Here is a 24,354-nt window from a genome sequence, read left to right as displayed (position 1 = left end):
TAACAATGACAGAAGAAAACAAACATTTAAAAGACAAAGCAAAAGAGGCTGTAGACCAAACCGAGGAAACGGTTAATGAAACTACAGAAGCTGCATCTGAAAAAGCAAAGGACTTTAAAGAAAGTGCTTCTGAAGCTTTTGATTCTGCAAAAGAAAAGGCTAGCGAACTTGCTGACGATGCTAAAGAAATGTATGGTAAAGCTAAAGATAAAGCAACTGAGTTTATTAACGAGGATGCTAAAGAAATCTACAGCAATGCAAAAGAAAAGGCAGCGGAATTTGCTGAAGATGCCAAAGAAACTTATCAGGAAGCTAAGGTTAAAGCTAAAGAGTTTGCAAATGAGGCTAGTGAGAAAATAAGTGAATTTGCCGACGAGGCAGAGGAAAAACTAGAAGACTTAGCAGAAGATGCAAAAGAAACCTATAACGAAGCTAAAGAAAAAACTAAAGGCTTTTTTAGTAAGTTATTTGGTAAGAAGTAATTATAGAATCCTTTAAATTTTTTAAACTCAGAATTATTTAGCTCTGAGTTTCTTTTTTTGTGTTTAATCCATAATCAAGAGGCAACGTATCTCCCATACGTTGGCTTCCCATGGCACCGTTAAAATAAACACCTTTTATTGCTGAATAATTGCCATAAGCGTCTAAAAAAAAGCTATCAACATATACGTTTATATCACTCTGTTCCTTTCTGTCGTATAAAATTGATACTTTTTGCTTTAGTGAAACTTCTTTAAGACCAGAACTGTCTTTCTCCTCAATTTTAAAGTACTTATACTCATCTACTTTAAACCCTTTGTTGTAAATCTCGTAGCCTTCTTTTTTTAGACTTTTATGAAACAACGATCTCATAAAATGCTGTACAGAACCTTCATATACTTTTTCTCGTGCTCTCTTTGTTCTTTTTTTATCTGCTTTTTCTAGGTTCTTATAATATGATGTGCCAGCATAAGCCACTCTATCTAAAGCAAAATCTTGTTGTTTTAAATTTACATATCGGTAGATAGCTTCAAAGTCTATCATATCAAAAGATATCTCGTACTGAAGCACTTTATTTTTTATGATAATAGGTACATCCGCATTGGCATATAAAGTCTTTCTTTTTTTATCATATCGTAATACGATGTCTTTTTCATTCAAAATTTTGCAAGATTTACCATATTTTGAACTTCCTAAAAATTCTTTTCTAAATAATCGAAGTTTTTGTTTTCTGGTTAAACCATCATCAAAATCTATAAACACCTCATCAAGACTTACATCTGTGGGTTTTAGTTTTATTGTAATATCGTTTTTGGCTCTATAATCTTCTATAATTACTTTTTCGTAGCCTAAATAAGAAATCACAAGAGATGATTGTATAGCATCGGAATAACTTATGGAAAACTTACCTTCACCATCGGTAGTAGTTCCAATGGTAGTATTATCAAAATAAACAGCAACAGTTTCTAAAGGTTTGCTAGTGGAGGCATCTAAAATAATACCTGTAAGTGTTTGTGAAAAACAGATGGTTGGAAGTAGTAGAAAGCATAATAATCTACTTATCATTACTGTCCATAAATTTACGTTCTAACTCTGCCTGAAACTCTTCCATAACAGGTCTTACCGTACTTTCTGGTAAATCTGCAATCTTAATATACATTAATCCATCTACAGCATTATTGAATAATGGATCTACATTAAATGCTACAATTTTGGCATTCTGTTTAATGTACTTTTTTAATAAAACGGGTAGACGTAGTGCTCCTGGTTCTACTTCATCAATCAGCTTGTCGAGTTTGTTTAAATCGGCTTCCGCTTCATCAAAAACAAATTCTTTATCAGCATCTTTTAGCTTTACCTTAAATTCTTTTTTAGGATGCACATATTGCGCCACATAAGGGTCGTAGTAATGCGATTTCATAAACTCAATCATCAAACTCTTAGAGAAGTTTGAAAATTGATTACTAATACTTACACCACCTATCAGATACTTGTGTTCAGGAAAACGTAATGTGGTGTGCACAATGCCTTTCCAGAGCAAAAACAATGGCATTGGCTTTTGTTGGTATTCTTTAATAATGAAAGCGCGACCCATTTCAATAGATTGGCTCATCATTTTGTATAGCTCTGGCTCAAAGCGGAATAAATCCTGAAGATAGAACCCATCGATACCATAACGCTCAAAAATTTCAGAACCTAATCCCATTCTATAGGCACCAGCAACTATGTTTTTATCGCTATCCCACAAAAACATATGATGGTAATAGGCATCAAACTGATCTAAATCGGTAGCTTCATTTGTACCTTCTCCAACTTCTCTAAAGGTAATCTCTCTCAACCTTCCTAGTTCGCTTAAGATATTTGGCATGTCATTGGCAGAAGCTAAAAACACTTCATAATTTTTGCTTACCAACAATCTACAATCTTTTTCTCTTAGGTTTTCCACCTCAGTAACCATCAATTCTGTATCGATTGGAGTTATAATACGCTTAGGTGGTTTAGGTACTTTTACTGTTGACTTAATATTGTCTAAAATCTTAGGCTTATCTTCAAAAGTTTTAGAAAGCATATAGGTTTTTCTTCTTAAGAAATCTGTAAAATCCTCTAGTGTTTCATGCTCTTTTTGGTCATTGACGGAAATTGGTCTACCTATTCTTACTTTAATAGTTCTCCGTTTCTGAGTCAATAATTCCGAAGGTAATTTGGCTGTTCTTAGTGTATCGCTAATTTTTGAAAGCCTATAAAATAATCTGCTGTTTTTAGCATGAAAATAAATTGGAACGACTGGTACTTCAGCTTTCTTTATCAATTTCATAGCCGCTTCCTCCCATGGTCTATCTACCACCAACTTGCCGTCTCTGTAAGTTGACACTTCACCTGCAGGAAAAACACCTAATGGGTGCCCTTCTTTTAAATGTAAAATAGCATTTTTAAAACCTGTGATACTGCTCTTAGCATCCTTTCGATCTTCAAAAGGATTAACAGGCATTACATAAGGTTTTAAAGGTTCTATTCGATGCAAAAGAAAATTGGCTATAATTTTAAAATCATCGCGTTGCTCAAGCATCAGTTTTAAAAGTAAAATACCATCTATTCCACCGAGAGGATGGTTTGAAATCGTAATATAAGCTCCATCCTTTGGTAAACGTTTTAAATCTTCTTCTGGAATTTCAAATTTTATCTGAAAGTCATCTAACAGCGCATTTAAGAAATCTAATTCAGATAGGTGCTTATTACGCTTGTATATCTTATTTATCGTAGAGATTTTAAGTACTTTCATGAGTAGCCAACCAAAGAAAGTTCCTAAGAAACCATACTTATCAGCGTTAATAGCCTTTGCGACTTCCTTTGCAGTTACTAAACCCATATCAGATGATTTCCTCATTAAACAAATGTAGTAAATGTTATTTAGTTACAATTTGAACTGTTTCTCGTGTTAGTTGCTTAAGCAACACGGTTTTATCTTTTTCGAGCTCATTTATAGCCTCTTCATTATAGTGTCTAACTGTATAAAGACTAACGTCATCATAACATGTTACGTTAAATTTAGCTTTTAAATGTTGCAACAATTTATCACGATTATTGTAAATATTATCAATACATACCGAAAAACTTATCGCTGAATTCTGAATAACATCTACTTTCATCTTGTAAAGATGCAATAAACTAAATATTTCACTAATATTTTCTTCAACGATATACGAAAAGTCTAATGACGATAATGAAATTAAAATCTGATTTTTCTTAACGATAAAACAAGGCACTTCTGGCTCTATCGCTTTTCCTTTACTTACACAAGTACCTTCTGTTTTTGGGTTTACAAATGATTTTACATACAACGGAATTTCCTTTTGCTGTAATGGCTGCAAGGTCTTTGGATGAATAACAGATGCACCATAAAATGCCAACTCTATTGCTTCTCTGTACGAAATTTGGTTGAGTAGCTGAGCATTTTCAAAATAACGTGGATCTGCATTTAATACACCTGGAACATCTTTCCAAATGGTAACACTATTAGCATTGAGGCAATATGCAAAAATAGCTGCAGTGTAATCACTTCCTTCTCGTCCTAAAGTTGTTGTAAAATTATTAGAATCACTACCCAAAAAACCTTGTGTAATATTAAGAACTGACTTATTAAATTTTGAAGAAATATACTCTTGCGTTAAGTCCCAATTTACGTTAGCTCGTCTATAGTAGTTATCTGTCTTTATATACTCTCTAACATCTAACCAATTATTTTTTAAACCTATCTCATTTAAGTAATAACTAATTATTGTTGTAGATATTAACTCACCAAAACCGATAGTTTGGTCATATACGTAATTGTAATCTGGTGACTTATTACTTTTAAAAAACATATTCAATTCATCAAAAAGTGATTTTACAGCAGTAAATACTTCATGACGTTCGTTATCGAATAAATCTAACAGAATCTCATTGTGGTATTTAATAACATCGTGAATAGAGCTTTGTAACTCTCCTTTATTCTCAAAATAATTTTTGATAACAACTTCCATTGCATTGGTTGTTTTTCCCATTGCAGAGACAACAACTAATGTATTGTCATAACCTGTTTCTTTTAAAACAGAGGCTAAATTTTTTACACCATCCGCATCCTTTACCGAAGCACCACCAAATTTATAAACGCGCATCACAATTTTTTAAATAGTTTTCTATAGCTTTTTCATCTAAATGAACCACATCCCAATCTCTCATTACATTTGCTCCTTTGTTTTGATAAAAGGTTATTGCTGGCTCGTTCCAATCTAACACCTCCCAACTAATACGTTTTACTCCTAGAGATTTCCCATATGCCACAACTGTATCTAAAAGTTGCGTTCCTAAGTTTTTTCCTCTTTGCGATTGACTTACAATTAAATCTTCTAAATGTAAGGCCTCGCCTTTCCATGTAGAATATCTTGTGTAAACCAAGGCCATGCCTTCAACTTTATTGTTAACCTCTATTACAAAACAGGTAAACTTTGGGTTATCACCAAATCCATCACACTCTAACATTTCTTGGGTTACCTCTACAGCATCTGGTTCCTTTTCAAATACTGCCAATTCATTAATGAGCTCTAATACTCTTGGCATATCCGCTTTTGTTGCAAGTCTTGGTTGGTTCATTCTTTACTTTATAAAAAAGAACTCAAATATAATCTAAACTGAGTTTAGATAACAATTTATTTAAATCACGAAAACGTTATAGTTTGTTAAAAAATGCGATATTTGTTGCAGTTAACCAATATAAAGCTTCATGTCTCAACGCAAACAAACCCTTGGTGAATTTATAATTGAAAACCAAGCATCCTTTAAATATACATCAGGAGAACTTTCTCGTCTTATTAATTCTATTAGACTTGCTGCCAAGGTAGTTAATCATGAAGTTAACAAAGCTGGTTTAGTTGATATTCTTGGAGCTGCTGGAGACACCAATGTACAAGGAGAAGATCAGCAGAAGTTAGATGTATATGCTAATACCAAGTTTATACAAACTATGACCAAAAGAAACATTGTTTGTGGTATTGCCAGTGAAGAAGAAGATGACTTTATAGCTATAAATAGCCAAGATGAAAACCACCAAAATAAATATGTGGTTTTGATAGATCCTTTAGACGGTTCTTCAAACATTGATGTTAATGTTTCTGTAGGAACTATTTTTTCTATTTACAGGCGTGTAACTCCTGTAGGAACACCTGTTACCATTGAAGATTTTCTTCAAAAAGGAAATCAACAAGTTGCTGCTGGTTACATTATTTATGGTACGTCTACCATGCTGGTATACACTACTGGACATGGTGTTAATGGATTTACTTTAAATCCAGCAATTGGATCATTTTACTTATCACATCCAGACATGAAGTTCCCAGAAGATGGAAGAATCTATTCTGTTAATGAAGGTAACTATATTCATTTTCCAAAAGGCATAAAAGACTATATAAAATATTGCCAGATGGAAGAAGGAGACAGACCTTACACGAGTCGCTACATAGGGTCTTTGGTTTCAGACTTTCATAGAAACATGATTAAAGGTGGTATTTACATGTATCCTAAAAGCTCTAAAGCAAGTAACGGTAAACTCAGATTGTTATACGAATGTAATCCTATGGCTTTTTTAGCAGAACAAGCTAATGGTAAGGCAAGTGATGGTTTTAATAGAATTTTAGACATTAAGCCAACCGAATTACATCAGCGTGTACCATTTATTTGTGGTAGTAAAAACATGGTTGAAAAAGCTGAAGAATTTATGCGAAATGCTGAATAACAAAATAAAAAAAGCGAACATTTCTGTTCGCTTTTTTTATTGAATCTTTTGGTTATTTATTCATGTTTTTCATTTCATCAATAAAAGTATCCAAGTCTACTTTTTCGTAAGCTAAAGCTAAAGCTTTATCTGCAATATACTTTACGTTTTGAGCATGAAAACCTAAGCCTACACATATCTTTTCTAGTAACCAATGTTGGTTAGGACCTTCAATATCATCTACCCAAACCATACGAGCCAAATCATATAAACGCTCTAAACGCATATCATAAGATGTTGGTGGATTAATTGGGTGAGATTTGTAATCTTTAAGTATTTCTTTATACTCAATCTCTGTAATATCTAGTCGTGTCGCTAATCGGTCTAAAAACGCTTTTTCAGCATCGCTAATAACACCATCACTCATGGCAACTCTTACTATAGCTGCAAAATGATCTTCATTACGCTTTTTAAAACCACTATCGAATAAATCTGAAAATGACATAGTTTATGTTTTTAATGGGCACAAATATAGTCTAAACCTTAAGGTTTTAAAATGAAAATTTAAAGATTTTTCAATTGTTATAGATTGAGAATTGACGTTATATATTTTTCATAAAATCCCATATCCTTTATTTGTTTAAGATTTAAAATAATAAGTTTGTTACATATTGATTCCTATTCTAATATGAACACTAAATATCTAGAAGAAACCTATTACTACGATTATAATAGTCCTCAAATTCAGGATTTAATTAAAGAGGCGTGTCTTTTGAATTCAAATCAGGAAAAAATTGAAAATCTCTATCTAAAGGTTAGAGACAGTTGGCGCTACAGTCCTTTTGAAATCGGACTTACTGAAGAACATTATAAAGCCAGTACTATTGCCAAAAAACAACAAGCACATTGTATAGATAAAGCCATACTTCTTATTGCTGGTTTGCGCGCATTGGATATTCCTGCAAGGTTGAGGCTAGCTAAAGTTTCTAATCATATTGCAACAGAACGTTTAGAAGCAAAATTGGGCACCAACGAACTTGCACCTCATGGTTTGGTAGACGTATTTCTCAATGGACAATGGAAAAAATGCTCACCTGCTTTTAACAAGGAACTTTGCAAAATGTATAATGTTGATGTGTTAGATTTTGATGGCACAGAAGATTCTGTATTGCAAGAATATAACAAAGACAGTGATAAATTTATGACCTACTTAGAGGATTATGGTCATTTTGAAGATGTACCTCTAGACTATATCAAATCTATTTTCAAAGACAATTATCCTGAATTGTATAAAACTTATTTGGGAGCAAAGAATATTCAATTTTAGAGCAATTAATCAAAACATACTTATATTTGCCCTTTTACTAAATAAGGGAAAATCTAGTGAGCAAAACTCTAATCTCGCAAACCTTTTCACAGACTTTGCAACTGCAAAATCTGCAGAATTCTATTGCCCAAACTCAAAATAAGACACACCTAAAAGGCCTTGTAGGCTCATCTTTTTCTATTGTTGTTTCTGAAGTTTTTAAGTCGGCTGAAAAACCATTTTTACTCATATTTGATGACAAGGAAGAAGCTGCCTATTATCTCAACGATTTAGAACAACTCATCAATGATAAGGATGTTTTATTCTATCCTGGCAGTTATAGAAGACCATACCAAATAGAGGAAACCAACAATGCCAATGTACTTTTAAGAGCAGAAGTGCTTAATCGCATCAATTCTCGCAAAAAGCCGTGTATTATTGTCACTTATCCTGATGCGCTTTTTGAAAAGGTGGTTACCAAAAAAGAACTAGAAAAAAACACCTTAAAGATTGCTGTAGGTAATGAATTGAGTATCGATTTTGTAAACGAAGTTCTTTTTGAATACAAATTTAAACGTGTAGATTTTGTTACAGAACCAGGCGAATTTTCTGTAAGAGGCGGAATCATCGATGTCTTTTCATTTTCGCATGATGAGCCTTACAGAATTGAATTTTTTGGAGATGAAGTAGATAGTATTAGAACTTTTGATGTAGAAACACAACTCTCTACCGAGCGTATTAAAAAAGTAAGCATCATTCCAAATGTTGCTAACAAGCAGATTGCAGAGCAACGTGAAAGCTTTTTAAAATATATTTCTAGCAAGACGGTTTTATTTGCTAAAAACCCTTCATTTATTTTCTCAAGAATTGATGAGTTTTTTGGAAAGGCTGAAGAGGCCTTCAAAAATTTATCTAAAGAGATTAAGCACGCAGTTCCTGAAGAATTGTTTTGTAATTCAGAATTACTAAAACGACAATTTTTAGACTATAACTTGGTTGAGTTTGGTTCATCTCAAGTACTTAGCAGTGATGTTATCTCTTTCAACACCAAACCACAACCGTCTTTTAATAAGCAATTCAATATTTTAATTGAAGATTTAAACGACAATCATGCTAACGGTATTACCAGTTACATAGCCTGTGTGAGCGAACAGCAAGCCAAGCGTTTTCACGATATTTTTGATGATGCCGAACAAGAAGAAATTCATTATAAAACAGTCGTATTATCACTTTATCAAGGTTTTATAGATAGCGACAATAAAATTGCAGTTTATACAGACCATCAGATTTTTGATCGTTATCATAAGTTCCACCTAAAAAACGGTTACGCCAAAAAGCAAGCTATTACGCTTAAGGAGCTCACCAACTTAGAAGTCGGAGATTATGTTACGCACATAGACCATGGTATTGGAAGATTTGGAGGACTTCAAAAAATAGATGTAGAAGGTAAAAAACAAGAGGCTATAAAATTGGTTTATGGAGAGCGCGATGTACTATATTTAAGTATACATTCTTTACATAAAATTACCAAGTTTAATGGTAAAGACGGTAAACCCCCTAAAGTTTACAAACTAGGAAGTAAAGCCTGGAAAGCACTTAAGCAAAAGACTAAATCTCGTGTTAAGGAAATAGCCTTTAATCTTATTAAACTTTACGCCAAACGTAAGTTAAAGAAAGGCTTTCAGTACGCTCCAGATAGTCATATGCAGTTGGAGTTAGAAGCCTCATTTATTTATGAAGATACTCCAGACCAAGTTTCATCTACAGCAGATATAAAGGCAGACATGGAAAGCGAAAGACCAATGGATCGCTTAGTTTGTGGCGATGTTGGTTTTGGTAAAACTGAAGTTGCTATAAGAGCTGCTTTTAAAGCAGTAGATAATGGTAAACAAGTTGCAGTTTTAGTACCTACAACTATATTAGCTTATCAACATTACCGAACGTTTAAAGAACGTTTAAAAGATTTTCCGGTTACGGTAGATTATGTGAACCGTTTTAGAACTGCCAAGGAAAAACGAGAAACTTTAGAAAGCCTTGAAAAAGGTGGTGTAGACATTATAATTGGTACGCACCAACTCGCTAATAAAACCGTAAAATTTAAAGATTTAGGACTGCTCATTGTAGACGAAGAGCAAAAATTTGGAGTCGCTGTAAAGGAAAAACTGAAGACCATTAAAGAAAATGTTGATGTCCTCACACTAACAGCAACACCTATTCCGCGTACGTTGCAATTTAGTTTAATGGCTGCCAGAGATTTATCGGTCATTACAACTCCACCTCCAAATCGATATCCTATAGAAAGTCACGTTATTCGTTTTAGCGAAGAAACGATTAGAGATGCTGTGAGTTACGAGATTCAACGTGGTGGACAGGTGTTCTTTATTCATAATCGCATAGAGAATATTAAGGAAGTTGCAGGCATGATTCAACGTTTGGTACCAGATGCTAAAATTGCCATTGGTCACGGTCAGTTAGATGGTAAAAAGCTAGAACAGTTAATGCTAGCGTTTATGAATGGTGAATTTGATGTTTTAGTAAGTACTACTATCGTAGAAAGTGGTTTAGATGTCCCTAATGCCAATACTATTTTTATTAATAACGCTAATAATTTTGGACTAAGTGATTTGCACCAAATGCGAGGTCGCGTTGGCCGTGGTAACAAAAAGGCATTCTGTTATTTTATAACACCAGAGTATTCTGCTATGACTACCGATGCGCGTAAACGTATACAAGCATTAGAACAATTTACCGAGCTTGGTAGCGGCTTTAATATTGCTATGAAGGATTTAGAAATTCGTGGAGCCGGAGATTTGCTTGGTGGTGAGCAAAGTGGTTTTATAAATGATATCGGTTTTGACACTTATCAAAAAATATTAAATGAAGCTATTGAAGAGCTTAAAGAGTCAGAATTTGCAGACTTATACAAAGATGATAGCAAGCCTAAGCAATATGTAAAAGACATTACCATAGATACGGATTTTGAATTGCTATTTCCAGATGATTACGTTAACAATATTACAGAACGTCTAAATCTGTACACCAAACTCAACGAGATAAAAACTGAAGAAGAACTTCAGAAATTTGAATCTGAAATTATAGACCGTTTTGGTGAATTGCCAACACAAGTTCAAGATTTGTTTGATAGTGTTCGTTTAAAATGGATTGCTACTAAAATGGGACTTGAAAAAGTGATTATGAAAAAAGGAAAACTTATCGGTTACTTTATTCAAGATCAGCAAAGTAAATTTTATCAGAGTAACGATTTTAGTAGCGTTTTACGGTTTGTACAAATGAATGCTTCAAAATGTAAAATGAAAGAAAAACAAACCCGAAATGGTTTGAGATTATTAATTACTTTTGAGAGGATCAATAACGTTTCAACAGCGCTAAAGGCATTGCAGCCTATTATGGCTTAATTATTGAAGTTGTTTTGTGCATCGAAATTTTAAAACTGAATATGAAAAAACTAGCAACCGTTTTATTAATACTTCCGCTTTTAGCTATAGGTCAAAGTGTAAAAGGTACCTTTTCGCCTGCCAAAGATTTTACACATGCCTTTTTATACGAGGCTACACCACAAGGTGCTAATTATGTAAATCATGGTGAGTTAAATACCGAAGGAAAGTTTGAAATTAAAATAGATTCCAGTGCTGCTCCAGGCATTTATAAAATCGTATATGCCATTCCACCAGAAGAAAACAACTTTGATTTTATTTACGACGGAAAAGAGACTGTAGCTTTCAAATTTAGTCAAGAAAATGGTGTAGAATTTACAGAATCCGAAGAAAACAAACTTTGGGCATCATACTTAAAAAGTATGGATATGGTTAACCAAACCATTGCCAATTATTACGAAAGGGATGGAAAAGACAAAGAAGGTTTTAAAGCTGTTTTTAAAGTTTTAAAAGACACTCAAACATCATACGAAGCTTTAGCCATAGGACGATTAGCTTCAGCATTTATTATGGCTAATAGACCTTATATTCCAACGGAATATGAAGATCTAAACACCTACTCCAAAAATGTAAAAAAGCACTACTTCAGTCAAATAGACTTTAGTAACTACATATTACAAAGTTCAACGTTTTTGGTAGATCGTGTACTATCTTATATTTTTAATTTGGTAGAAAATCCTACTAACGACACTTACAAATCTTTGATAGACGATGTAGCTAATGCTATAAACAATAAAGATTTGGTTATTAAAACATACCTCCTAGATCTTTTATGGCAACGTTTTGCTTCTGAGGAAAATAATACAGTTGCTAATTACATTACAGATAAGTACTTATTAGATTTAGCAAATCAAACAGGTAATATAGTGTTAGCCGAAACAATAAGCTCTTATAAAAACACGTCTATTGGTACAAAAGCACCAAATTTTGAAATTGCTTCATCACAAAACACCACAAGTCTCCACGATCTTAAAGGTTCTGAATACTATTTACTTATCTTTTGGAGCAGTACTTGTGGACATTGCCTTAATGAACTCCCAAAAGTAAAAGAATTAGTAGCTAATAACGATAATCTAAAAGTTGTTGCTTTTGGCTTAGAAGAAGAACCTTCTAAATGGACTGAGGAAATTAAAAACTATCCCGATTTTGTACACACTATAGGATTAGGCAAATGGGAAAACCCAATTGTAAAAACCTATGGCATTGCAGCTACACCAATGTACTTTTTGTTGAGCAGCGACAAGATTATTATAGCAAAGCCTTATGCTTTTGAGGATCTGGAGGTGGTTTTAAAGGATTTATAATCATAACTCATTACTCATTCATTTAGCTAGTTCACTTTTTATAACGGACTGTTAACTCAATATAAATTTTTTCTTTTCTAATTAAAGGATAGGTTTGAAGCGTAACTTTAAAACTATTCTCATGAAAAATGAATTAAATCTATCCATAAGTGAGCCTTGTCATGAAAATTTCAAAAATTTCCAAAAAACAGAAAAAGGTGGATTTTGTGCAACTTGTACTAAAGAAGTCATAGATTTTACACAAATGACATCAGAAGACATCTCTAATTATTTTAAAAACAAAATGACTGCTGATACTTGTGGAAGATTTACCAAAAGTCAACTTAACACTACTATTCAACCAAAAAAGAAAACTAAATTTTTCAATTTTTTAAGTGGTATTACTGTGGTTTGTCTCTCATTGTTTTCCTTTAAAACAGAAGCCCAAAACACAACTAACTCTAGTATGGATAATGACAATACAAAAAATGAAGATGCATCCAAAGAGAATCTTATTTCAGTAAAAGGCACTGTATTATCATCTGATGATGGGCTACCTCTACCTGGTGCCAATGTAATCTTAGAAGGCTCTGCAATAGGAACACAAACTAATTTTGATGGATATTTTGAATTTCCTCAAAAACTAAAAAAGGGGGATGTTTTAATCTTTAGCTATGTTGGTCTAGATACCAAAAAAATTACAATTACAGAAAAAAGCAATCTCAATATAGAATTAGAAGTAAATATGGATTCTTGTGAAATAGTACTTATGGGTAAAGTTGCCGTAAAAGAAGTTTACAAATCAAAAAAGAGAGAGTAGCAATGAAAAAATGGCTTTTTTTATGCTTCATCGTTATCCAGAACTTATGCACTGCCCAAAAAAGGGACTTTGACACTATAGACTTTACTAAAGCAAATAACATTGTAAAACTAAATTACGGTCACAGCCTAGAAAATTTACCATTACTTGCCTATGAGCTAACATCAAAACTAGATACTGATGTTGAAAAATTTAGAGCTATCTATTTATGGGTTTGCCAAAACATAAAAGTTGATGCTAATCAAGGTAATAGAGTTTTAAGCAAGAGAGAACGTCTTAAATATGACAGTATCTCCTTCAAAGCATGGAATAATAAATACCTAAAAAACAACACATTTAAACGGTTAATAAAACAAAAAAAGGCTGTATGTACCGGTTTTGCTTACCTCATAAAAGAGCTTTGCTTTTTGGTAAACATAGATTGCGAAATAGTCAATGGTTTTGCAAGAACAGCAACAACAAATACAGAATCTTTAGAACTGGCTAATCATTCTTGGAATGCTGTAAACTTAAATAACAAATGGTACTTGGTAGATGCTATTTGGGCATGTGGTTATATTGAAAATGGTAGATTTATAAAAGATTATAACGACGGTTATTTTTTAGCTGATCCTGTTTTGTTTGCAAAAAGTCATTATCCGTTAAAAAAAGAATGGTTACTCAATGATGAGCTTGAGCATTCAGAATTTTATGCTTCACCGATAATCTATGGCGAAACATTTAAACACAATATTATTCCTGAGTATCCAAAAGAGCTAATAACTGAAGTTGAAAAAAATGAAAGTATCAAATTTCAGTTTAAAGAATTAAAAGACTGTGATATCAATAAAATCAAACTAGTCCAGTACATTAGTGAAAACGAGCACAACTTAAAAATTGAAGACATTGAAAATAATAATGATACTATCACCTTTACTTCAAAATTAAAACACAAAGGCTGGTATGATATTCATCTTAAACTCAATAATGATATTGTCGCTACTTACACCTTTAAGGTTCATTCAAAAGAAAACGCTCAGTAAAGCAAGTACTTTATCTGAGCGTTTTTGAAACTAAATAACCAACCAAAATTTAGCTTCCTATTCTTGTGTTTTCTCTAGGGTTATCAACCTTAGGTGTTTTTTGTTTACGCTTTTTAGGCATTTCTTCTTTCTTTGTAATATTGCCTTGCGTATCAGAACTTCTATAATACGCTATATATCCTCTACCTTCAAACTCATATACTGTTCCAGAATTTGGATGATATAGCTCTATAGTTCCATCATTAATAACGCTCAATTCAAAGAATTCATTGTCGAAGAAATCATAATCTAATGTTAATGTTTTTAGGTACATATTTCCAGACACATCACCTACGCCATACACACCTGTATAATCCCAATGGATATTATCTGGATTATAGATATTTACATCCTGAGAACTTCTAAACGTAGCATCATTTCCGCCAGATAAAAACTGTAAGTAGTTCTCATTATCAAATTCATTTATAGCTCCATAGTTGCTTGTATAAACTTTTTCCCAAGCTTCATACTCTTGCAAGAAATAATGAATGTTATCATAGAATACAAAATCGTAATCAAACGTAGATCTCTGATAGCCATCTAAAAAGTAGGAGGTATCATTATATGGGTTATACAATTCTATTGTGTTGTTGTCTATTTGATACACATCAAAACTATCATACCCATCAATTACATGGTTAACATCTAATATCATGTCATATGCATCATAGTTTCCTATTTGTACACCAAAACCATTGCCTTGACTACCAAAATCCACTAAATTATTATTAGCAAAAAGGCGACCATTATCAAAAGTTAAGGTAAATGCAATTTGCAAAAATGGTGTTTCTCCATAGCCTTGAGTTGCATTAATATCTACATACCATAAATCGTAAGACTGCAATAATTGATTTAAAGAAATTGTAGGCCCATTATCGTTAATATGTAACTCTTCCGTATAACACGATGTAAGGAGCGTAGCACTAAGTGCAAATCCGAAAAGTAATTTTAATGTCTTCATAATTCAACGGTTTTAAGGGTTACTGTTGATATAATTTCAAAACCTGTGCCAAAAATCTAAATTCAATTTTTGTATTTGTCACGCTGAGCCTGTCGAAGCGATTTAAAACCATAACAATAATAAAGACTTCGACAAGCTCAGTCTGACATACAATTCGTTAAGGAAATCACTTAATTTATGTATTTTTGAAATACAAAATCGACATATATTCTATGAGTGAATCTAAAAAATATGCAGTATTTGGTGCAGGAAGTTGGGCAACAGCCATTGTAAAAATGCTTTGCGAAAACTTAGATGAAGTAGGTTGGTACATGCGTAGCGTTTACACCAAAGAACACATATTAAAAGAACAGCATAACCCTAGTTATTTAAGCTCTGTAGAGTTTCATACAGAGCAGTTAAAACTAAGTAATGATATTAATGAAATTGCAAATTGGGCAGATGTCCTCATTTTCGCAATTCCATCAGCTTTTATGCATTCTGAGTTAGAAAAACTCACTTCAGATATCAGTGATAAAATTATTGTTTCTGCGGTAAAAGGCATCATCCCAGAATCTGGATTGTTGGTTGGCGAGCATTTTCACGATATTTATAATATTCCTTTTGAAAATATTGCTGTAATTGCTGGTCCTTGCCACGCTGAGGAGGTTGCTTTAGAGCGTTTATCATATCTTACAATTTCTTGTGCAGATGCTGTTAAAGCAAAAGCTATTGCTAAAAATCTATCTAGCGATTATATAAAAACCAAAATTAGCGACGATATTATTGGTGTAGAATATGCTGTAATGTTGAAAAACATTTACGCTATTGCTGCAGGAATTGCTCATGGATTGGGTTATGGAGATAACTTCCAAAGCGTTTTGATGAGTAACTCTATTCGTGAAATGAAGCGTTTTATTAAGAAAATGCACAAAATGAAACGCAACATTAATAACTCTGCGTATTTAGGTGATTTACTGGTAACTGGTTATTCTGTTTTCTCTAGAAATAGAATGTTTGGTAATATGATTGGCAAAGGCTACACCGTAAAATCTGCACAAATGGAAATGAATATGGTTGCTGAAGGCTATTATGCTACCAAAAGCGCTTTTGAATTAAACAAGAAGAACAATAAGAAAACACGTTTACCAATCATCAATGCAGTTTACGAAGTACTTTACGAAAGTAAAAATCCTAAAAAGGTATTTCAGAAACTGACTGAGAAGTTAGATTAACAAATTGCATTGTCATTCCGCACTTGATGCGGAATCTAATTTTTATATGAGATCCTGAATCAAGTTCAGGATGACAAATCATTATGTTAACAGCAATTAAATAAGAGATTCCTGCCTTCACAGGAATTTATTTCACCAACACACCCTTCAACTGCATTAAAGGAATAGTTTGAAGTGCCTTTTCGTTAATGGTGTTTTTTCTGAATAAATACGTTTTATCAAACATTTGGTTGCCTTCAAAATAAGTCACCTTAAATGAGTTGTTAAGCTCTAAAACTTTTTCCTGTAAAAACTCAATTTTGGCATAACTACGTGCTGGTAATTTTGCTAAGGTATGACGCATTGGAGGCGTCATCTTTTTATCGTTATAGCCTTGTGAAACAATAAGGACAGTATCTAAATCTTTATCTGAGTTATTGATGATATAAGCATTCCAATCTAGAGTTTTATACTCTAAATGTTGTTCTTGTACTACAGCTACGTATACGTCTTTTACCTCTGGAATAGTGATGTCTTTTTTCATGTTGCAAAAATAGCAAACTATTCAAAATATGTATTCTTGTATCCAGAAACCGAAATACCTCTTAAGCTATACACCACAAAGTGATTAAGTAATTCTTCGTTAGTGTATTCTTCCACAAGATTACTGTTTCTATAAGCAACTTCTTCAAAGCGTTTAAAGTAAAGCCCACAAAACAATTGTAAATTAACTTCGGTTTTTACAATCCCTTCCTGCTTAGCTTTCAATAGTAGATTATATATTGTATCGTTTACAATTTCGTTCCTAAAGTTCTCAAAAATATCATTGGCCTTGGGATAGTACTTTTTCAGCCCAAAAATAAAAGAAGGTTTAAAGTGCTTTAGTCTAGTAAAGGCTTTCTCATAAATTTTTATGATTTGGGTTATAGCATCATCTTCCGTTTCTAAAATAGCATGTACCTCTTTTTTAAAATCATCAATTAAAAAAGCAACACTCTCTACAACCAAATGCTCTTTACTCCTAAAGTACTTGTAAATTGTTTTTTTTGAAATACCAACTGATGTCGCTAGTTCGTCTAAGGTGTAACGTTTACTCCCAAACTTTGTAAAACTGTCAATGGCAGTTTTTATCAATTCGCATTTATCTATCATTACTTGTGTGATTATATACTATTCTACTGCTATAGATAATAATGGAATATTCATACCCGAAGCCATAACTCTGGTTTTACTTTTATGAACTATGGATTCCCAAAATCCATATTTTTTAGGAATCATTACTAATAAATCAGCACTTGAGGCTTTGATTTCTTTTTCAATTTCTTCGATTACGGCATTAGACTTTACATTTTTGTATATGTGTGTAACAGGTTCTAATTCGTTATCAATGTGTTTTAGCGCATCGCCTTTAGTTAATAACTCGTTTATCTTATTTTCCACATGAAATATAGTGACCTTAGATTGTAATAGCATAGCAATCTGTCTAAGTCTTGCTAATGATTTTAGCGGTATCGCTTCCATTAAATCACATGCAAAAAGTACATTTTTAATTTCAGAAAATTTAGCGTTTAATGGCACGGCAAGCACAGGAAATTTTCTCATACTAATCAACGTTGTGGTTGGGTTTCCTAATAAGTTTTGTTCCATAGATTTTGGAGACATGCCCATAACCAATAAACGAGAATCATTCTCTTCCATAAGATGTTCTATCTCTTGCTCTAAATCAACATACTTACATTCGTACTCAACATCAATATCAAATGCCTTAGATAGGTTTAGTGCTTGGTCCTTTAATTTGTCACTATTCTTCTTAATTAAGCCATCCATAGATTTTACAGTTAACCTAGAGTTGGCAGCATGCACAGGTAGCCTAAAGGCATTAAATAATATCAATTTTGAATTGAATACTTGAGCAAGTGAAGCTGCATATAGTACAGCATTGTTAGATCGTTCTGAAAAATTAGTGGCAACTAAGATAGGTCTCATAATTTTGTGTCGATTTTCTTTGTTTTGAAAGTGAATAACTAACAAAACGATTATTCTACATGGCTTTAAGCTTTTTCATGAAATCCGAAAAATGGGGAAAGAAATCTTTGAAAAGTTCATGCTTTCTGTTTATTAATAAGACTTCACTAAACAATTTTAACCCAACTGCAAACTCTTTATTTGTGTTTTCATCAAAGATATTTTTCTGCTTAATTTTTTCTAAAATGCTTAAAATATCATCATGATTTTCAAATTCAAACTGTAAATTTCCAGTTGGGTTTGGGTTATCTTTTAACGTAATTTCGTCTAAAGTCAACCTGTATTTATTATTCTTTTTCACTTTTAAATTTTATTTCCAGCCACCACCTAAAGCTTCATAAAGGTTGATAACGCTTAACATTTGTTGTAGTTTGTTATCAATTAAATTAAGTTCTGCACTTAGCGCGCTTTGTCTAGCCGTTAATAGATCTAAGTAATTGGCATATCCGTTTTTCAATAATTCTTCCGAATTACTTTCAGCATTTCTTAATGCTTCAACTTCATTTTGGCGGTATTCAAATTTCTCTGTTTCTGCCTCATAATCGTAAAGTGCATTAGATACTTCGTTTCCTGCTGTTAAAAGCGTGTTTTTAAAGGCTAATAAAGCTTGTTCCTGCTGTGCTTTGGCAACTTCGTGCTGCGTTTTAATACGTCTTTGATTAAAAATAGGCTGAGTTAATCCGCCAACTAATGTTGCAAATAGTGAATTAGCATTAAGTAATTGATCTAGCTCAAGACTTTGAAAACCAGAATTAGCCGTTAAAGTCAAAGATGGATAAAAATTACTTCGTGCTACATTGGTTAACTCAAAAGCGTTGATTAAACCATATTCTGAAGCAATAACATCTGGTCTGTTACTTAATAAAGTAGCAGGTACACCAACTTTTATATCGGAATCAAAGTTTTGGTTTTCTAAAGAACCTCGTTGAATAGGCTGAGATGATCTTCCTAATAGAAGGTTTAAAGCATTTTCAGTTTTAAAAATTGTAGCTTTTATATCCACTAAAAGCGCTTTTGCATTATTGTATTGTGCAATATTTTGGTCTACCGCAACTTGATTTGCTTGTCCGGCGTCTTTTAGCGCTTTAATAGTTACAACACTGCTGTCTGCTGCAGCTACTGTTTGCTCTGTCACTTTTAACTGCGCATCTAAAGCTAGCAGTTGATAATATGTAGTTGCAATGCTAGATACTAACTGCGTTTTTACTGCTTTGTGTGCAGCAACACTTTGTAAATAAGTGGCTTCGCTAGCACGTTTATTACTTCTAATTTTTCCCCAAATATCAGCTTCCCAAGATAGACTTCCTGATAATTCATACTGATCTAAAGATGAAAATAAAGATCCAAACTGACTGTTTCCAGACAATTCTTGATGTGTCATCTGCGCAGTAGCGCTAACCGTTGGTAAATAACCTGCTTTACCTTGTTTTAAGTAAGCTTCGGTTACTAGAATTTGCTGAATTGCAGTTCTAATATCTAAGTTATTTTGAAGACCTTCATTAATATACTGCTGTAAATAGCTATCAGAAAATAAATCTTTCCAAGATATATCTGCCATAGACAAACTGTCTGCTGGCAAATTATCTGTTCTAAATAAATGGTCTGTTTCTTCTAATTCTGGTCGCGTATAATCTTTAGCTACAAAGCAACTTTGCATTGTTATCGCAACTACAATAAGTAAAAATGGTTTACTTAATTTTTTATATGTTGAATGTGATATCATAATTTTAGTTCTCGATAGTTTTTGTTTTTGGTTGACCTGAAACTTTCTCTTGCAACCATTGGAATAAGATGAATAGAATAGGGATTACAAAAATTCCTAAAATGGTTCCAATTAACATTCCCCCAGCAGCACCAGTACCAATAGATCTGTTACCAGCAGCACCAACACCGTTTGCTAACACCAATGGCATTAATCCTAAGATAAAGGCAAAAGATGTCATTAAAATTGGTCGTAACCTGGCTTTTGCACCATGTATAGCTGCGTCTACTAAATCTTCACCACTACGTCTACGTTGTAGCGCAAACTCTACAATTAAGATGGCGTTTTTGGCTAATAAACCAACCAGCATTATTAAGGCTATTTGGAAATAAATGTTATTCTGTAAGCCTAACATTTTGGTTGAGAAAAAGGCTCCAAACACACCTAGCGGTAAAGAGAATATTACGGCTAATGGTAGTAAGTAACTTTCATATTGCGCAGCTAGTAAGAAGAAAACAAACACAATTACTAATATGAAAATAATAACAGTTTGATTACCTGCATTTACCTCTTCTCTAGATAATCCTGAGTAAGCTACATCGTAGTTGTTAGGTAAGTTTTTAATTTCTTCGTTAACAACTGCAAGTGCATCACCTGTACTAAAACCTGGGTTTGCTGCACCACTAATTTTTGACGAATTATATAAGTTGAAACGCGTTACAGATTGCGGACCATATACACGTTTTAAATCTACAAACTGTGTAATTGGTGCCATCTCACCACTTCCTGTTTTTATGTATAATTCATTTAAAGAACTTGCATCTGTTCTGTCTTCTGGTAAGGCCTGTACGTAAACTCTATATTGCTTACCAAATCTAGCAAAATCAGCTGCGTAAATTCCACCTATATAACCTTGTAAAGTAGAGAATATACTACTTACAGATACTCCATATTTTTTAGATAAAGGCACATCAATCTCTAGTTCATATTGTGGATATTTTGTATTGAATGACGATTGCCCATATTGAATTTCTGGATGCTTCATTAAACTACCAATAAACTGTTGCGTTGTGGCATCTAAGTCTTCAAAACTACCACCAGATTTATCCATTAAATTTACTTCAAAACCACCTGAAAGTCCAAAACCAGGTATACTTGGTGGCGCAAAGAAAATGATATTGGCATCAGGTATAGTGGCTGCAACACCAAATAGTTTTCCTATAATAGCTTCAGAAGATGTATCATCCGTTTCACGTTGACTCCAGTCTTCTAACATCACAAAACCTAATCCGTAGTTTGTACCTGCACCACTAATTAAACTTCTACCGTTAATTACTGTTACACCTTTAACACCAGGTATTTGTTTGGCTTTTGCATACAACTCTTGAGTTACAACATTTGTTCTATCCATAGACGCACCAGCAGGTAACTCTACATTCATAAATATTACACCACGATCTTCATCTGGTACAAAACCAGTTGGTGTACTATTTGCTGCCCACCAAATTCCTATACCAGATAAGATTAGTAAAGCACCTGTTATCCATTTGTTTTTATATAAAAAGCTTAATGATTTACCGTAACGTTCTGTTGTTGCATTGAAACCAGCATTAAACTTGTCGTAAAATTTCTGTAAAAAGCTTTTATTTTTATGCTCTTCGTCGTCATCATGACTTTTTAAGAATAAAGCACATAATGCAGGACTTAATGTTAAAGCGTTTACTGCCGAAATTAATATGGCAACAATTAACGTCACACCAAACTGCTCATAAAATACACCTGTTGGTCCTTGTATAAACGTTACCGGAATAAATACCGCAGCCATTACCAATGTAATAGAAATGATGGCTCCAGAGATTTCGTGCATAGCATCTAATGTTGCTGTTTTTGCACTTTTTGCTCCTTCATCTATCTTAGCATGTACAGCTTCTACAACAACAATAGCATCATCTACCACAATACCAATGGCTAATACTAATGCAAATAAGGTTAAAAGGTTGACCGAATAACCAAAAAGGTTTAAGAAGAAAAACGTACCTACAATTGCTACAGGTACAGCTATAGCTGGTATTAATGTAGAACGGAAATCTTGAAGGAAAATAAACACTACTAAGAATACTAATAAGAACGCTTCTATAAGTGTATTTTTCACCTTGTTCATAGATGCTGTTAAGAAATTATTGGTATCGTAATTAATTTCATAAGCAATACCATCTGGGAAATCTGCTGAAAGTCTTGTTAGCTCAGATTTTATTGTTTTAATAATTTCTTGTGCATTAGATCCAGCAGTTTGATAAATACCCATATTTACACTTGGGTAACCTTCGGTAAAACCGTAAGAATCGTATCCTTGGGCATCAAGCTCAATTTGTGCAACATCTTTTAATCTAAGATATTCGCCATTATCCAAAGCTTTTATAATAATGTCTTCGTATTGTTTTTCAGTCTTAAAACGTCCACTATACTTAATGTTATAAGAAAACGCTTGACCATCATTCTGCCCTAAAGAACCAGCAGAAGCCTCTAAACTTTGCTCTCTTAAAGCTGCTGTAACTTCAGAAGGCACTAAATTGTACGCGGCAAGTTTTTCTGGTTTTAACCAAATTCGCATAGCGTAATCTTGGTTAGAAAATACACTTACATTACCAACACCATTAATTCTTTGTAATGCTGGTATAACATTGATTTTTAAATAATTTTGAACATAAGTTGAACTATAATCTTCGTTAGAAGAATATACAGACAAGAACATCAAGGCAGATGTTTGCTGTTTTTGTGTAGTTACACCTGTTTGTATTACCTCTTGTGGCAATAATGGATTGGCTCTAGCTACACGGTTTTGAACGTTTACAGCTGCAATATCTGGGTCCATTTCTTGACTAAAGAAAACTGTAATATTAGCAGCTCCATTATTATCTGCTGAAGAGGTCATATAAGTCATTCCCTCAACACCGTTAATTTGTTCTTCAATAGGAATGATTACACTTTCTAAAATGGTTTCTGCACTTGCACCAGGATAAGTTGCATTAACTTGAATAGTTGGTGGTGCAATGTCTGGGTATTGTTCTACAGGTAAAGCAGAATACCCTAAAACACCCAAAATAACTATGATGATGGAAATTACGGTAGATAATACCGGTCTTTCTATAAATGTCTTTAACATAATTTTTTTCTAAATATTATTGAAATAAAGGTTTTAAGGGTTTAACAATACTGTCAAACGCTACTTTTTGAGGTTGTAAAGGTGTTCCGTTTTTAATTTTACCAATACCTTTTACAACTACTAAATCACCTTTCTTTACACCAGATTCTACAATAAGAAATAAATCGTTTTTATCCTTAATTGAAATTAAAGATGATTTTGCTGTATTGTCATCACCAACGGTATACACATACGTTTGTCCTTGTTGCTCAAACGAAGCTGATTGAGGAACAACAACAGCATTTTCATAGGTTTTAGGTATTTTTATTGTTCCGCTATTTCCGTTAGTTAACAATCTGTTTGGGTTGTCAAAAACAGCTCTAAAACTTACTGTACCAGTGTTAGCGTCTATTTGACCTGTAACGGTTTCAATAGTTCCTTTTTGGTCATAAACTTGACCGTTAGCTAATAGTAATTCAACCTTTGGAAAATTGCTGATTTTTTCTTGAAGTGTCGTGCCTTCTGTATCTTGTAAGAAGTCTAAATATTCTGTTTCATTCATAGAAAAATAAGCAAATACTCTTTCTATACTAGCAACAGTAGTTAAAGGATTTACGCTAGTTGCACTTACTAAAGATCCTTCTCTGTAAGGAATTGCGCCTACGTAACCATCTACTGGGCTTTTTACGGTTGCGTAACCAATATTAGCAACAACACTATTGTAAGCACTTTTTGCTTGTGCTAAATTTGCTTTTGCTGTTTCTAACTGTACTTCGCTAATAATGTTTTTTTCTACTAAAGGTTTTAATTTATCAACCTCTACTTGCGCTACATTAACACTAGCTTTTGCTGCTTCTGCATCTTGACTTAAAGATTCTGTTTCTAATTTAAAAAGTGTTTGTCCTTTGCTTACTTTTTGACCTTCGTCTACTAAAACTTTATTGATGTAACCAGACACTTTTGCTCTTACTTCACTATTAATAGTGCCTTCTATGGTAGTTGGGTAAGTGTTATATGTTGTCACCTTTTTTTGAGGTACAGTAGTTACTGCCAATGGCATTGCTTGTTGCTGTTGCGATTGTTGCTGCGGTTTCTCTTGCTTACAGCTTGTGCTAACTAATGCTACAATACTTAACGCGGTTATGATATGTATTTTATATTGTTTCATGTTTTGAAAAAA

Annotated in this window: 21 protein-coding genes; 8 read left to right on the top strand and 13 right to left on the bottom strand. The window is 33.2% G+C overall.

Annotated elements, in window-relative coordinates:
• Positions 1-5: 5 nt before the first annotated feature.
• Positions 6-482, top strand: coding sequence for a hypothetical protein (locus tag MST30_RS06750; RefSeq protein WP_243473622.1), 477 nt, complete (start codon positions 6-8; stop codon positions 480-482).
• 37 nt (positions 483-519) lie between these two features.
• On the opposite strand, the gene MST30_RS06745 is transcribed toward MST30_RS06750, so the two are convergent.
• From MST30_RS06745 to MST30_RS06730, 4 genes are read right to left on the bottom strand one after another with little or no spacing between them, the layout of a single operon-like run.
• Positions 520-1,545, bottom strand: a complete 1,026-nt coding sequence (locus MST30_RS06745; protein ID WP_243473621.1) for a carboxypeptidase-like regulatory domain-containing protein — start codon at positions 1,543-1,545, stop codon at positions 520-522.
• On the bottom strand, positions 1,535-3,364 hold the full coding sequence (locus MST30_RS06740) for a lysophospholipid acyltransferase family protein (protein WP_243473620.1): 1,830 nt from the start codon (positions 3,362-3,364) through the stop codon (positions 1,535-1,537). Before MST30_RS06740 ends, MST30_RS06745 begins: the two co-directional genes overlap by 11 nt.
• Before the next feature lie 19 nt (positions 3,365-3,383).
• Positions 3,384-4,634 carry an aspartate kinase gene (locus MST30_RS06735; protein ID WP_243473619.1) on the bottom strand — a complete coding sequence of 417 codons (1,251 nt, stop codon included), beginning with the start codon at positions 4,632-4,634 and terminating at the stop codon, positions 3,384-3,386.
• The gene (locus MST30_RS06730) at positions 4,621-5,109 is read right to left on the bottom strand and encodes a GNAT family N-acetyltransferase (protein WP_243473618.1); all 489 of its coding nucleotides are present in this window, start codon (positions 5,107-5,109) and stop codon (positions 4,621-4,623) included. The genes MST30_RS06735 and MST30_RS06730 overlap by 14 nt, the downstream gene beginning before the upstream one ends.
• Positions 5,110-5,239: 130 nt before the next feature.
• On the opposite strand from MST30_RS06730, the gene fbp reads away from it, so the two are divergent.
• Positions 5,240-6,247, top strand: coding sequence for a class 1 fructose-bisphosphatase (gene fbp / locus MST30_RS06725; protein WP_243473617.1), 1,008 nt, complete (start codon positions 5,240-5,242; stop codon positions 6,245-6,247).
• A gap of 52 nt (positions 6,248-6,299) precedes the next feature.
• On the opposite strand, the gene MST30_RS06720 is transcribed toward fbp, so the two are convergent.
• Positions 6,300-6,731, bottom strand: coding sequence for a tellurite resistance TerB family protein (locus tag MST30_RS06720; protein WP_243473616.1), 432 nt, complete (start codon positions 6,729-6,731; stop codon positions 6,300-6,302).
• 183 nt (positions 6,732-6,914) lie between these two features.
• On the opposite strand from MST30_RS06720, the gene MST30_RS06715 reads away from it, so the two are divergent.
• From MST30_RS06715 to MST30_RS06695, 5 genes are all read left to right on the top strand, one after another.
• Complete coding sequence (locus MST30_RS06715; protein WP_243473615.1) at positions 6,915-7,553, top strand: transglutaminase-like domain-containing protein; 639 nt, start codon at positions 6,915-6,917, stop codon at positions 7,551-7,553.
• A gap of 56 nt (positions 7,554-7,609) precedes the next feature.
• The gene (gene mfd, locus MST30_RS06710) at positions 7,610-10,948 is read left to right on the top strand and encodes a transcription-repair coupling factor (RefSeq protein WP_243473614.1); all 3,339 of its coding nucleotides are present in this window, start codon (positions 7,610-7,612) and stop codon (positions 10,946-10,948) included.
• Between the two features lie 41 nt (positions 10,949-10,989).
• Positions 10,990-12,291: a TlpA family protein disulfide reductase gene (locus MST30_RS06705; protein ID WP_243473613.1), complete on the top strand. Its 1,302-nt coding sequence runs from the start codon at positions 10,990-10,992 to the stop codon at positions 12,289-12,291.
• A gap of 121 nt (positions 12,292-12,412) precedes the next feature.
• Positions 12,413-13,090: a carboxypeptidase-like regulatory domain-containing protein gene (locus MST30_RS06700; protein ID WP_243473612.1), complete on the top strand. Its 678-nt coding sequence runs from the start codon at positions 12,413-12,415 to the stop codon at positions 13,088-13,090.
• A gap of 2 nt (positions 13,091-13,092) precedes the next feature.
• Positions 13,093-14,112, top strand: a complete 1,020-nt coding sequence (locus MST30_RS06695) for a transglutaminase domain-containing protein (RefSeq protein ID WP_243473611.1) — start codon at positions 13,093-13,095, stop codon at positions 14,110-14,112.
• Positions 14,113-14,161: 49 nt separating this feature from the next.
• Here the strand turns inward: MST30_RS06695 and MST30_RS06690 are convergent, their stop codons facing one another.
• Complete coding sequence (locus MST30_RS06690; RefSeq protein ID WP_243473610.1) at positions 14,162-15,112, bottom strand: nicotinic acid mononucleotide adenyltransferase; 951 nt, start codon at positions 15,110-15,112, stop codon at positions 14,162-14,164.
• 212 nt (positions 15,113-15,324) lie between these two features.
• Between MST30_RS06690 and MST30_RS06685 the strand changes: the two genes are divergently transcribed.
• On the top strand, positions 15,325-16,326 hold the full coding sequence (locus MST30_RS06685; protein WP_243473609.1) for an NAD(P)H-dependent glycerol-3-phosphate dehydrogenase: 1,002 nt from the start codon (positions 15,325-15,327) through the stop codon (positions 16,324-16,326).
• A 127-nt stretch (positions 16,327-16,453) separates the two neighbouring features.
• On the opposite strand, the gene MST30_RS06680 is transcribed toward MST30_RS06685, so the two are convergent.
• From MST30_RS06680 to MST30_RS06650, 7 genes are read right to left on the bottom strand one after another with little or no spacing between them, the layout of a single operon-like run.
• Positions 16,454-16,849, bottom strand: coding sequence for a hypothetical protein (locus MST30_RS06680; protein ID WP_243473608.1), 396 nt, complete (start codon positions 16,847-16,849; stop codon positions 16,454-16,456).
• 17 nt (positions 16,850-16,866) lie between these two features.
• Positions 16,867-17,457, bottom strand: coding sequence for a TetR/AcrR family transcriptional regulator (locus MST30_RS06675; protein ID WP_243473607.1), 591 nt, complete (start codon positions 17,455-17,457; stop codon positions 16,867-16,869).
• 18 nt (positions 17,458-17,475) lie between these two features.
• Positions 17,476-18,291, bottom strand: a complete 816-nt coding sequence (locus tag MST30_RS06670; RefSeq protein WP_243473606.1) for a universal stress protein — start codon at positions 18,289-18,291, stop codon at positions 17,476-17,478.
• A gap of 55 nt (positions 18,292-18,346) precedes the next feature.
• Positions 18,347-18,631, bottom strand: a complete 285-nt coding sequence (locus MST30_RS06665) for a DUF3861 domain-containing protein (protein ID WP_243473605.1) — start codon at positions 18,629-18,631, stop codon at positions 18,347-18,349.
• A 9-nt stretch (positions 18,632-18,640) separates the two neighbouring features.
• The gene (locus tag MST30_RS06660) at positions 18,641-20,053 is read right to left on the bottom strand and encodes an efflux transporter outer membrane subunit (protein ID WP_243473604.1); all 1,413 of its coding nucleotides are present in this window, start codon (positions 20,051-20,053) and stop codon (positions 18,641-18,643) included.
• Between the two features lie 4 nt (positions 20,054-20,057).
• A complete protein-coding gene (locus tag MST30_RS06655; RefSeq protein WP_243473603.1) occupies positions 20,058-23,195 on the bottom strand; it encodes an efflux RND transporter permease subunit in 3,138 nt (1,045 codons plus the stop codon).
• A 16-nt stretch (positions 23,196-23,211) separates the two neighbouring features.
• Positions 23,212-24,342 carry an efflux RND transporter periplasmic adaptor subunit gene (locus MST30_RS06650; RefSeq protein WP_243473602.1) on the bottom strand — a complete coding sequence of 377 codons (1,131 nt, stop codon included), beginning with the start codon at positions 24,340-24,342 and terminating at the stop codon, positions 23,212-23,214.
• Between the last annotated feature and the right edge of the window lie 12 nt (positions 24,343-24,354).

This window comes from Winogradskyella sp. MH6, from assembly GCF_022810765.1.
In the GTDB taxonomy this organism is placed as follows: Bacteria; Bacteroidota; Bacteroidia; order Flavobacteriales; family Flavobacteriaceae; genus Winogradskyella.
This window is presented reverse-complemented; position numbering and strand designations above follow the sequence as displayed.

What these genes read in the sequence shown, in the direction of transcription:
- MST30_RS06750 (WP_243473622.1), top strand. Translation starts at nt 6, where the DNA reads ATGACAGAAGAAAACAAACATTTAAAAGACAAAGCAAAAGAGGCTGTA.
- MST30_RS06745 (WP_243473621.1), bottom strand. Translation starts at nt 1,545, where the DNA reads ATGATAAGTAGATTATTATGCTTTCTACTACTTCCAACCATCTGTTTT.
- MST30_RS06740 (WP_243473620.1), bottom strand. Translation starts at nt 3,364, where the DNA reads ATGAGGAAATCATCTGATATGGGTTTAGTAACTGCAAAGGAAGTCGCA.
- MST30_RS06735 (WP_243473619.1), bottom strand. Translation starts at nt 4,634, where the DNA reads ATGCGCGTTTATAAATTTGGTGGTGCTTCGGTAAAGGATGCGGATGGT.
- MST30_RS06730 (WP_243473618.1), bottom strand. Translation starts at nt 5,109, where the DNA reads ATGAACCAACCAAGACTTGCAACAAAAGCGGATATGCCAAGAGTATTA.
- fbp (WP_243473617.1), top strand. Translation starts at nt 5,240, where the DNA reads ATGTCTCAACGCAAACAAACCCTTGGTGAATTTATAATTGAAAACCAA.
- MST30_RS06720 (WP_243473616.1), bottom strand. Translation starts at nt 6,731, where the DNA reads ATGTCATTTTCAGATTTATTCGATAGTGGTTTTAAAAAGCGTAATGAA.
- MST30_RS06715 (WP_243473615.1), top strand. Translation starts at nt 6,915, where the DNA reads ATGAACACTAAATATCTAGAAGAAACCTATTACTACGATTATAATAGT.
- MST30_RS06705 (WP_243473613.1), top strand. Translation starts at nt 10,990, where the DNA reads ATGAAAAAACTAGCAACCGTTTTATTAATACTTCCGCTTTTAGCTATA.
- MST30_RS06700 (WP_243473612.1), top strand. Translation starts at nt 12,413, where the DNA reads ATGAAAAATGAATTAAATCTATCCATAAGTGAGCCTTGTCATGAAAAT.
- MST30_RS06695 (WP_243473611.1), top strand. Translation starts at nt 13,093, where the DNA reads ATGAAAAAATGGCTTTTTTTATGCTTCATCGTTATCCAGAACTTATGC.
- MST30_RS06690 (WP_243473610.1), bottom strand. Translation starts at nt 15,112, where the DNA reads ATGAAGACATTAAAATTACTTTTCGGATTTGCACTTAGTGCTACGCTC.
- MST30_RS06685 (WP_243473609.1), top strand. Translation starts at nt 15,325, where the DNA reads ATGAGTGAATCTAAAAAATATGCAGTATTTGGTGCAGGAAGTTGGGCA.
- MST30_RS06680 (WP_243473608.1), bottom strand. Translation starts at nt 16,849, where the DNA reads ATGAAAAAAGACATCACTATTCCAGAGGTAAAAGACGTATACGTAGCT.
- MST30_RS06675 (WP_243473607.1), bottom strand. Translation starts at nt 17,457, where the DNA reads ATGATAGATAAATGCGAATTGATAAAAACTGCCATTGACAGTTTTACA.
- MST30_RS06670 (WP_243473606.1), bottom strand. Translation starts at nt 18,291, where the DNA reads ATGAGACCTATCTTAGTTGCCACTAATTTTTCAGAACGATCTAACAAT.
- MST30_RS06660 (WP_243473604.1), bottom strand. Translation starts at nt 20,053, where the DNA reads ATGATATCACATTCAACATATAAAAAATTAAGTAAACCATTTTTACTT.
- MST30_RS06655 (WP_243473603.1), bottom strand. Translation starts at nt 23,195, where the DNA reads ATGTTAAAGACATTTATAGAAAGACCGGTATTATCTACCGTAATTTCC.
- MST30_RS06650 (WP_243473602.1), bottom strand. Translation starts at nt 24,342, where the DNA reads ATGAAACAATATAAAATACATATCATAACCGCGTTAAGTATTGTAGCA.